Consider the following 7,251-nt stretch of genomic DNA (forward strand, 5'->3'; position numbering starts at 1 on the left):
AGACCGACCTGGTGTGTCACCCGTCGACGCAGAACAGCGGCCGCGACAGCGAACACGACGACCTGAGCTGTCTCCAGAACGCCGATGATCAACGGGTAGTGCAGGACGCGGAGAGTGTGCGGCCCCCAGTAGGTATAGGCACCCCCGTTGATACCGATCATCTCGAATGCACACGACATCAAGAACTCGAGACAGGCGAAGGTGTACAATCGCTTGCTTGTCAGTGTTCCTCGCCACGCGTCACGGGTGATGAACAGGGCGGGAACCGCATACAGGACTACGTAGCCGCTGTGAGTCCAGAGTGGCTGAGGAATGCCGAACGCCGTGAAATGGGTGACCATACCCTTGGTTGAATAGAAGTACAACATCATCGCGGTGTCGTAGAGAGGTTCGACGAATGCGCCGATCAGCACCGCGACGACGAGCAGGGGATAAAACACAGTGCGTTGTCGGATCCCCATGCGCACCGCGATCAATAGCACCGCCGCCGTGACAACCCAGCTCCCGTACAACAGGACAGCTTGGGTCGTCAAATTCAGTTCGTGACCGGTCGGTGGCTGGGGCACGGTGCACAACTCCTGGTGCTCTGGTCATCTGACGCTGTCGTCCGGGCTGTCTCGCGAGCCAGGTCGGTGAGGTGGGGCCGCGTCCTACGGCCCCACCTCGTGTCGTGACCAGTCAGCATGCGCCTGCTTCGGAGTCCCTCGACCGCAGAAAGGTAGCAGACTCTCTACATCTAGCGCAACTTAGTTGTCGCCTGTGTAGGTGATCATTCGTCTTCGTGCCGGGTGAGGGCGCGGCGAGCAGCGCCGTGCTCGAATCGCCGGGCGCTACCTCGTTCGGAAGAGGATCTCGAGAGCAACCGGCTCGAACCGGGCGGCTATTACCGAACGCAGTACTCGGATGTCGTGTAGCTGCGCCGAACCGAACAGTGCGCTGCCTGGCGGCACCAAGGTCTTCGCCGTTCGCAGGAGTTCCTGACTGGTGCGGCCCGAGGCCTTGGTGGTCCGATGGTCAACCTCGTGGTAGAGGTCGCACCGGCCGGCCGGCCCGGTTCCGATCGAGATCGTGCCGTTGCCGCCTACGCTGGTGTACTGGTAGCTCTTGATGTCCGTTCGATAGGCCGCCCAGTCCCGGTTCGGCTCGCCACCTTCGGTCAGTTCGCCGTGCACGATCGATGCCTGGTGAGACGCGACGCACAGGGTGCTTGGCGCCGCAACTGACCCGCCGAGCTTCTCGGCCATGTCGAAGACCAGTCGCGTGATCGCGTTGCTGAGGTCGGCTACGTCGGGATCCCAACGCTCCGGGGTGTGTTGGCGTACCCACTCCTCGGACACGTCGTCGGCGATCACGACATGGCCGGCAAATACTGTCAGGGAGTCGCAAGGCCCTTCGAGGGGGCCGAGCACGTCGATGCTTCCGTCCGGAACCGGATACGCGCCCAGGGCGACATCCTCGAAAAGGGCACCCAACGGGTGGTCGAATGTCGTGCTCATCTTCGAGCCTTCCGTAGCCTTCGACCACCTTGGACCACTGGGTGGCGTGCGTCGAAGGTAGTTCAGACCACTGTGAGCCAGCGTTCACTCATTGGGGCGATTCTTGCGACAGTCGCGCGCCTCGGCCGATTACGAACCGGGCCCGCCGGTGATCGAACTCTCTGCCGGGCCGCGAAAATTGACGATCAAGTCTCAATGCGGCGCGCGAGATCCGGTTGTCTCGGCCCGCTGCTCATTGACAGTGACGCGTGGACCTATTGTCAGCGTGGTTGACGGATTCTAATCTCGAGGCGTCTCGCTATAGTCGCGGCCTGGCCGGTTCGGGCGCTTCTTCGACTGTCGTGGTGGCCAGGAGCGCGAGAGCTCGGGCGCTGGCGCTGGCGGGCACGGCGTGGTAGACGCCCATTGTCTGGCGGTCCGTGTCGGGGATCGGAAATCTCTCGTAGTTGAGCTCTAGCGGTCCAACCAGAGGATGGTTGATTCGAGCCGTGCCGCTGCGTTTGGGCCGGACATCGTGTCGCGCCCAGAGCTGGCGGAAGCGTTCGCTGCGGACCGAGAGCTCGCCGACCAGCTCGTTGAGTTTGGGATCGTCCACGTCCGGGCCGACCAGAGCCCGCAGGCAGGCGACCGTGCTCTCGGTGACCCGCGCCCAGTTGCCGTACATGTCACGCACGCGTGGGTCGAGGAAGGCGATACGGACGAGGTTTTCGCCCTTGACGTAGTAGGGGATGAGCGTCGTAGCGAGGGAGTTGACGGCGAGCACGTCCAGGTAGCGGCCGTGAACGTAGGCGGGGGTTTGGCTCCAGGACTCGATCAGCTGCAGGATGCCCGCGGGCACCTTCTCCGGCCGCGGGGTCTTGCGGCGGCGGGCCGGCTGGGTGGCGAGCCGGTGGAGATGGGCGGTGGCGTCGGCGTCGAGCTGCAGGGCTCGCGCCAGCGCGTCGAGAACCTGCGGTGAGGGATGCTGGTCGCGGCCCTGCTCGAGGCGCACGTAGTAGTCGCTGCTGACGCCGGCCAGCAGCGCGACCTCCTCGCGGCGCAACCCGTGCACCCGCCGGCGGCCGGTGAGGTCGGGGATGCCGATCTCGCCCGGCCGGACCAGCTCACGTCGGGCGCGCAGGTAGTCGCCGATCGCGTTCTCGTGCGGCACTGGCACAACGGTACGCCCGCCGCGGCGGTCGAGCCTGGCCCCGCGACTACTAGGAACACCAGATCTCTGGTGCGCCGGCGCGCCGTGGCCGAGCCTGCGCACATGACAACCAGCCCTGATCTGATCCAGACGCCGTTCGGCTGTGACTCCACTGCCGCCGAAGTACTCGAGGGCATCGATCTGTCCGGCAAGCGCGCAATCGTCACCGGCGGCTCGTCCGGCATCGGGATCGAGACCGCACGGGCGTTGGCCAGCGTGGGCGCGGAGGTCACGATCGCCGTGCGCGATACCGGCGCCGGTGACCGGACCGCCACCGACATTGCCGCGGCTACCGGTAACGCGGTCCGTGTCGGCCATCTCGACCTCGCCGACCAAGCGTCCGTCGCCACCTTCGTGGCGGACTGGGCCGGACCGCTTGACCTATTGATCCACAACGCTGGCGTCCTGGTACCCGACCTGCGGCGGACCTCGGAAGGCTGGGAGATGCAGTTCGCGGTCAACCACCTCGGCCACTTCGCGCTGGCACTCGGCCTACGCGAGGCGCTCGCCGCTAGGGGCGGGGCGCGGATCGTGTCAGTCAGTTCTGTCGGTCACCGGCGTTCACCGGTGATCTTCGATGACGTGAACTTCGCCTCCCGTCCGTACGCCCCGGGGCTCGCCTACGGACAGTCCAAGACCGCCAACGTCCTTTTCGCCGTCGAGGCGACACGGCGCTGGGGGAGCGACGGAATCACCGCCAACGCGGTCCACCCGGGAACGATCGCGACCACCAAGCTGCAGCGGCGCCTGGCCCCTGAGGACGTGGCGGCCATGCACACCTCAGCCCCGTATGCGGAGAAGTTTGCCGCATCACAACTGAGCTGCAAGACGACCGCGCAAGGTGCCGCGACCACCGCCCTGGTCGCCACCTCACCACAGCTCAACGGCATCGGCGGTCGCTACTTCGAGGACTGCAACCAAGCGCAAGTCCTCGACCCCGACACCTCGAATACCAGCACCTCCGGCGTCGCCCGCTACGCACTCGACCCCGACAACGCCAACCGGCTCTGGGAGATGTCACTGGAAGAACTGGCCCGATACGTCCGGGAACGGCATGAGCAGTGACTTCGAGCTGTCCAGATGTCAAGCATCACGCGAAGTCACGGTTTGACGAAGTCAGCGATGAGCTGCCATGTCTCCTGCGGTGATTCTTCTTGGGTAAAGTGTCCTGCGCCCGCGACCACTGCGTGGTTGACGTGGGTGGCACCTGCTTTGAGGAAGCCAGCGACGTAGGTGCTGATGTCTCCTCTTTCGTGTTCGCCTCTGAGATAGAGCAGTGGAGTCGTCATCGGCTCCAGTGCTGTCCGCCGATTCTCCTCGGCGTCGCGGTGAAAGCTCCGGTACCAGTTGAAACCCGCGGTAAGCGCGGTTGCGCTGGAGTAAGCCGCGACGTAGGCGGCGCGAGCGGTGGCGGTGATCATGGCCGGGTCCGCGGTGATCGCGTTGTAGAAGAAGTCGAAGTACTCGGTCTGACGGCCGTCTACGAGCCGTTCGGGCAGGCCCGGTGTGGAGTGGAAGGCGAAGTGCCACAGGTGAGGGTTGGCAAGGACCTCGTCCCAGGGGTCGAGGCCCGGGATGACTACATCGGCGATCACCACTCGGGCCAGTTCGTAGTGTCGGGCGTAGGAGTAGGCGACCATGCCGCCGGCGTCTTGGCCGACGAGCGTCACGTCCCGCAGACCGAGGGCGTCGATCACGCCGTGGATGACTCGGGCGATCTGGCGTTTCGACCCGTCGGTGGCCTCACCGGTGGACCCGCCGATCCCAGGCAGGTCGACGGCGACTGCTCGAACCGTCCGAGAGGCCAACTCCATGACCGATTGCCAAGAGCGCCAGGACTCGGGCCAGCCGTGGAGGAAAACGACCGGCTGGCCCGCCGGGTCGCCGGCTTCGACCACGTGTATCGACGAGGCGTCCACGGCGACCTGGCTGTGACGAAACTTCGCGGTCGGAGGTTTGTGGCTCTCGGTGGGGTCCATTTCGCAATCCTGGTGTCCAATGCGGCCAGATTCTGTCCTGATTACCCTCGTTGTTACGGAACGCGATTACTGAGGTGCGGCATCCGTCGGGACTCCGTACCGCTGGTGAAAGACGTTGTGTTCCACGGGACGGCGACCGGGATGACGCCGCTCCTCGGCCGCGTAGCCGACCGAGACCAACAAGGCGATGGCGAGGTCGTCGCGGTCCTCGACGCCGATGACCTTCTTCACTTTGGCCTCGTCCCAGCCGTTCATCGGCGAGGTGGCCAGTCCCATCTCCGTGGCAGCGAGCATCACGTAGGTGGCGGCAATGACAGCGTCCTTCACTGCGTACTCGCGCAGCAGACCGCGTTCCTCCAGGTCCTGCTGGAACGCCTGCGAGGCCGCGGCGAACATCGCGATGAACTGTTCGTTCCAGGCTCCGCCGCGGCGTGCCTGGTCGTAGACGTCCTTGTGGTCATCGCGCCAGGCCTGTGGCTCGGCGACGAAGACCAGGATGACCGGTGCCTCCCGCGGCTGGGGCTGCCCTCCGGTGGCCCACACCAACCCCTCGCGACCCTCGTCAGTGGTGATCGCGACGACTGAGCGGTCCTGCAGGTTCCAGCTGGTGGGTGCTTCTGTGGCGAGGGCGAGAAGCTCCGCGAGCAGGGTCGGCGGGACAGCGTCAGGCAGATAGTGACGGACGGTACGCCGATTGCGGATCGCCTCGGCGACGGACAGGGTCTGGTTTCTCATACGACAAACCATGAGAGAGTGACTCTCCGTTGGGAAGAAGGCACCAATTAGTGCGTTACTCTCCTCCCATGAAGACCATCGTCGAGTCCTCCGGGCTGCCGGCCGACGTCTACTCCGCGAAGTGCCCGACTCGCCAGGTCCTCGACCACATCGCCGGCAAGTGGACTGTCCTGGTCGTAGACGCGCTCCTTGAGGGCACCATGCGGTACACGGATCTGAGCCGCCGCATCGGGGGAGTTTCGCAGAAGATGCTGACCCAGACGCTGCGTGGTCTGGAGGCCGACGGGTTTGTCACCCGTACCGTGCACCCCACGATCCCGCCCCGGGTCGACTACGAGCTGACGGAACTCGGCCGCAGCCTCGCCGAGCCGATCACTGCGCTCCGAGAGTGGACGGAGACCCATATCAACGACATAGAAAGAGCTCGGTCCGGCGCGGCATCCAAAGCGGGGGCATCTCCCGACTCGTGAGACGCAGATTCGGAACCGTACACAGCAACCTTCGGAAAGGTCCAGGGTGACTCATGAAGGCACTGACAGTTCAACCTGGTCGAAAGGACAGTCTCGAACTTCGGGACCTCCCGGAGCCGCCAGTTAGCGACGGATCCGTGTTGGTGGAGTGTATGGAGATAGGACTGTGCGGAACGGACGTTGAGATCATCGCTGGTGAGTTCGGCGAAGCCCCTCCGGGAACGGATTGTCTTGTTCTCGGCCACGAGAGTGTGGGCCGAGTCGTCGAGGCTCCCACTAGCTCCGGATTCGCCACCGGCGACCTCGTGGTAGGCATGGTGCGTCGCCTCGGATCGAATCCGTGCGAAGCCTGCCTAAAAGGCGAGTGGGATATGTGTCGCGGACACGAGTACGTTGAGCACGGTATCAAACATCTGCATGGCTTCGCACGTGAGCGCTGGCGCACTCATCCGGAAAGCTTGGTCCGGCTGCCCGCTGAACTTGGTAGATTAGGTGTTCTTCTCGAACCTGCATCCATAGTGGCCAAAGCGTGGGAGAACATCACCCACATTGGCCGCCGGAGTGTGCTGGCCCCGTCCAACGTCGTAGTGACTGGAGCCGGTCCAATCGGGCTGCTGGCCGCCCTGCTTGGAGTTCAGCGTGGTTTCGATGTGCATGTTTTTGATATTTTCGAGGATGGCCTGAAGCCCAGCCTGGTAAGGGCACTTGGAGCGACCTACCATCACGGTCGGCTTTCGGAATCTGGTCTCTCTCCCGATATTGCGATTGACTGCAGTGGCTCCGCAACTGTGATCGAGGAGGTGGTCAAAATTGGCGCCCCGGGCGGCGTCACCTGCTTGGTCGGGTTCCCGCGGGCTGGCACGTCCACACAGCTCGATCTTGGCCTGGCCGCTCTCCAATTTGTGCTCGGTAACCGAGTGCTTCTCGGAAGTATGAACGCAAATGCGCGACACTTCTCACAAGCTGCGGCCGCGCTGACGGCCGCAGACCCCGCATGGCTAGAAAGAATGCTGACCCGACGGATACCCCTGGAACAATATCGGGAGATGCTGCCGTACCGGCCCGACGACGTGAAGATCGTTTTGGACTTCGCGCCGCACCCGATCTAGGAACGGCACGTACGAGGCCAGGCATTCGGTACCCTCAGCACGACGGAGGCCCAGAATGAGGACCATGGACTCGGCAGATTGGTCGAGCTCGTGCCCAGCGGGGCCGCACCGCCTCGGCCAGTCCGGACCCGCCGTTGAGCGCGGCCGCAACGGTGCCGATGAGCATCATCCATGCGCCGCCGATACCGGCCCCGGTATAGGTCCACCAGAATGACGCCCGCACGCCGACGTCCTTGGGCAGGTAGCGCGAGTAGTCGCTGACATAGATCGCCC

The 7,251-nt window shown here is 64.3% G+C and carries 9 protein-coding genes; 3 read left to right on the top strand and 6 right to left on the bottom strand.

The features are described from left to right. The 3 genes from VGH85_14800 to VGH85_14810 form a co-directional block, all read right to left on the bottom strand. The coding region (locus tag VGH85_14800; GenBank protein ID HEY2175072.1) for a hypothetical protein at nt 1-566 on the bottom strand (566 nt) is incomplete at its 3' end. Nucleotides 567-830: 264 nt separating this feature from the next. Beyond that, the gene (locus tag VGH85_14805) at nt 831-1,496 is read right to left on the bottom strand and encodes a hypothetical protein (GenBank protein ID HEY2175073.1); all 666 of its coding nucleotides are present in this window, start codon (nt 1,494-1,496) and stop codon (nt 831-833) included. 298 nt (nt 1,497-1,794) lie between these two features. Continuing rightward, nucleotides 1,795-2,646 (bottom strand): helix-turn-helix transcriptional regulator, encoded by an 852-nt coding sequence (locus tag VGH85_14810; protein HEY2175074.1) that lies wholly within the window; start codon nt 2,644-2,646, stop codon nt 1,795-1,797. A gap of 102 nt (nt 2,647-2,748) precedes the next feature. On the opposite strand from VGH85_14810, the gene VGH85_14815 reads away from it, so the two are divergent. Continuing rightward, complete coding sequence (locus VGH85_14815; protein ID HEY2175075.1) at nt 2,749-3,750, top strand: SDR family NAD(P)-dependent oxidoreductase; 1,002 nt, start codon at nt 2,749-2,751, stop codon at nt 3,748-3,750. 35 nt (nt 3,751-3,785) lie between these two features. Here VGH85_14815 and VGH85_14820 read toward each other — a convergent pair whose 3' ends face one another. Together VGH85_14820 and VGH85_14825 are read right to left on the bottom strand one after the other, a co-directional pair. Beyond that, a complete protein-coding gene (locus VGH85_14820; protein HEY2175076.1) occupies nt 3,786-4,664 on the bottom strand; it encodes an alpha/beta hydrolase in 879 nt (292 codons plus the stop codon). Between the two features lie 66 nt (nt 4,665-4,730). Continuing rightward, entirely contained in the window at nt 4,731-5,399 is a 669-nt protein-coding gene (locus VGH85_14825) for a nitroreductase family protein (GenBank protein ID HEY2175077.1), read from the bottom strand. Between the two features lie 68 nt (nt 5,400-5,467). Here VGH85_14825 and VGH85_14830 point away from each other — a divergent pair, with 68 nt between their 5' ends. Continuing rightward, nucleotides 5,468-5,869 carry a helix-turn-helix domain-containing protein gene (locus VGH85_14830; GenBank protein ID HEY2175078.1) on the top strand — a complete coding sequence of 134 codons (402 nt, stop codon included), beginning with the start codon at nt 5,468-5,470 and terminating at the stop codon, nt 5,867-5,869. A gap of 53 nt (nt 5,870-5,922) precedes the next feature. After that, nucleotides 5,923-6,978: a glucose 1-dehydrogenase gene (locus VGH85_14835; GenBank protein HEY2175079.1), complete on the top strand. Its 1,056-nt coding sequence runs from the start codon at nt 5,923-5,925 to the stop codon at nt 6,976-6,978. A gap of 34 nt (nt 6,979-7,012) precedes the next feature. On the opposite strand, the gene VGH85_14840 is transcribed toward VGH85_14835, so the two are convergent. Beyond that, the coding region (locus VGH85_14840) for a hypothetical protein (protein ID HEY2175080.1) at nt 7,013-7,251 on the bottom strand (239 nt) is incomplete at its 5' end.

Source organism: Mycobacteriales bacterium (genome assembly GCA_036497565.1).
Taxonomy (GTDB): Bacteria; Actinomycetota; Actinomycetes; order Mycobacteriales; family QHCD01; genus DASXJE01.